Annotated in this window: 3 protein-coding genes and 1 pseudogene; all 4 read right to left on the reverse strand. The window is 49.6% G+C overall.

The genetic code is table 11. The annotated features are described in order from the left end of the window. Window positions 1-655 (reverse strand): proton-conducting transporter transmembrane domain-containing protein (locus tag ACTHUR_RS10755; RefSeq protein ID WP_440398571.1); only part of this gene is annotated, 655 nt, incomplete at its 3' end. Between the two features lie 177 nt (window positions 656-832). Continuing rightward, window positions 833-1369 carry a hypothetical protein gene (locus tag ACTHUR_RS10760; protein WP_070606426.1) on the reverse strand — a complete coding sequence of 179 codons (537 nt, stop codon included), beginning with the start codon at window positions 1367-1369 and terminating at the stop codon, window positions 833-835. A 5-nt stretch (window positions 1370-1374) separates the two neighbouring features. Further along, window positions 1375-1680 (reverse strand): NADH-quinone oxidoreductase subunit NuoK, encoded by a 306-nt coding sequence (nuoK, locus tag ACTHUR_RS10765; RefSeq protein WP_002215628.1) that lies wholly within the window; start codon window positions 1678-1680, stop codon window positions 1375-1377. Further along, window positions 1677-1881 (reverse strand): annotated as a pseudogene (locus ACTHUR_RS10770) (NADH-quinone oxidoreductase subunit J); the annotation flags it as partial. The gene nuoK and the pseudogene ACTHUR_RS10770, both read right to left, overlap by 4 nt.

Genomic DNA, 1881 nt, shown 5'->3' on the forward strand with positions numbered 1-1881 from the left:
GTTGAATGGTGGCCGTCTGAACATTAGGCAGATAAGCGAATACATCTTGATAGCGCAGGCTGCCGCCGAAATAGGCAAGCACCAAGCCGATACCGAGCAAAAAGCCGAAGTCGCCGACACGGTTAACCAAAAAGGCTTTCAGGTTGGCAAAAATCGCGCTCGGACGTTTGAAATAGAAACCGATCAAGAGATACGACACCAAGCCCACAGCTTCCCAACCGAAAAAGAGCTGGATGAAGTTGTTGCTCATAATCAGCATCAACATGCTGAAAGTAAATAAAGAAATGTAGCTGAAGAAGCGTTGGTAGCCGACTTTTTCATCGTGCATATAGCCGATGGTGTAGATATGTACCATCAGCGATACGCCGGTGACCACGACCATCATCATCGCCGTCATCGTATCGACCAAGAAGCCGACGGAAAAATCCAAACCGCCCATCGTCAGCCAGGTATAGACATTCTCGTCAAACTTGGCGCGGCTGCCGTCGATAAAGCCCCACAGCACATAAGCCGACAACACGGCGGACACCGCCACGCCGAGTATCGTAACCGTATGCGCGCCGGCACGTCCGATTGTATTGCCGAACAAACCCGCAATCAGCAGGCCTGCCAAAGGCACGAGGGCAATGATGAGATATAAAGTCATGTCGTTCATTTTGGATGAACCTTTTTGATTTAAAAATCTATGTTTGTTTTGTCGGTCGGATTCCCTAATCCGAACAATCTACTTTGTCTTGGTTTTCAGACGACCTCACGCCATAAGGCAGGTTGTCCAACCTTAAATTTTTTTCCTTACAGGCTTCAGATTTTCAGCCAAACCGTGCAACAGCATTCAAATCCGATAAAGCTGCCTGTCTTGGCAACGCGCCCTAATCGCTTTAGTGATGATGTCGCGTGGATCTGCCAATTTGAAACCGTTCCTATCTAAGTCCAAGCGGTCTAGGTCAGTCAGCATTATTGTATCCAAAACCACGCCTGTTTCAGGTCTACGGTATTCCACCGCAATGCCTTGACAGCCCCTTGTATGAACTTGATACACAGAGCGTATCCATGTGTATTTCACCTTACCCGCCCCACAGCCGTGTATGCAATAAGACAAACCGTCTTCGTCCAAACGTATGAATTCCCGATCTCTGCCCGTATTGCGGCGCGAATTTTGCCACATCTTCCATCCGGCAATCCCGATACCCGCACACAAAACCGACAATAAGCCAAACAGCCAGCCCAACCGCCCAGCCCATGCAAACGCAAACCACACCAGCCAAATCGACAGGAAAAATGGGACAGCAACCCAGCACAAAACTAAAAGCGAACGCGGCTTAAACACCCATTGCTCGATATTCGCTTGATCGGTTTGTTCAGACGGCATCCGCCCTACCCTTTCAACTCGTCCAAATCGGCAACATTAATCGTTTGTCGGTTGCGATACACCAGCACCATAATCGCCAAACCGATGGCGGATTCGGCAGCAGCAACGGTCAGTACGAAGAATACGAAAATCTGTCCGGCGGTATCGCCTAGATGTTGCGAAAAGGCGATAAAGTTGAAGTTCACCGCCAAGAGCATCAGCTCGATGGACATCAGCAATACCAGCACGTTTTTGCGGTTCATAAAGATACCCATTGCGCTGATACCGAACAGGAGCGCACCCAATACCAAATAATGCGTCAAGGTAATCATGCTTTGCCCTCCCCTTCCGGCTTGAGGCCGTCTGAAACTTCGCTTTCTTCGGCAGATTCGACTTGCGGTTTGACCGCTTCCATTTTCACCAGACGCATACGGCCTTGATCGGCGCGTACTTTAACTTGGTCGGCAGGATCCATGCGTTTCGGATTAACCGTTTTACGGTGAACCAGAGCAATCGCGGCTACCATACCCAAC

This window comes from Neisseria sp. P0021.S007, from assembly GCF_051956855.1.

Bases quoted from the DNA above. Each gene is read 5' to 3' on its own strand.
- ACTHUR_RS10760 (WP_070606426.1), bottom strand. From the start codon at position 1,369: ATGCCGTCTGAACAAACCGATCAAGCGAATATCGAGCAATGGGTGTTT.
- nuoK (WP_002215628.1), bottom strand. From the start codon at position 1,680: ATGATTACCTTGACGCATTATTTGGTATTGGGTGCGCTCCTGTTCGGT.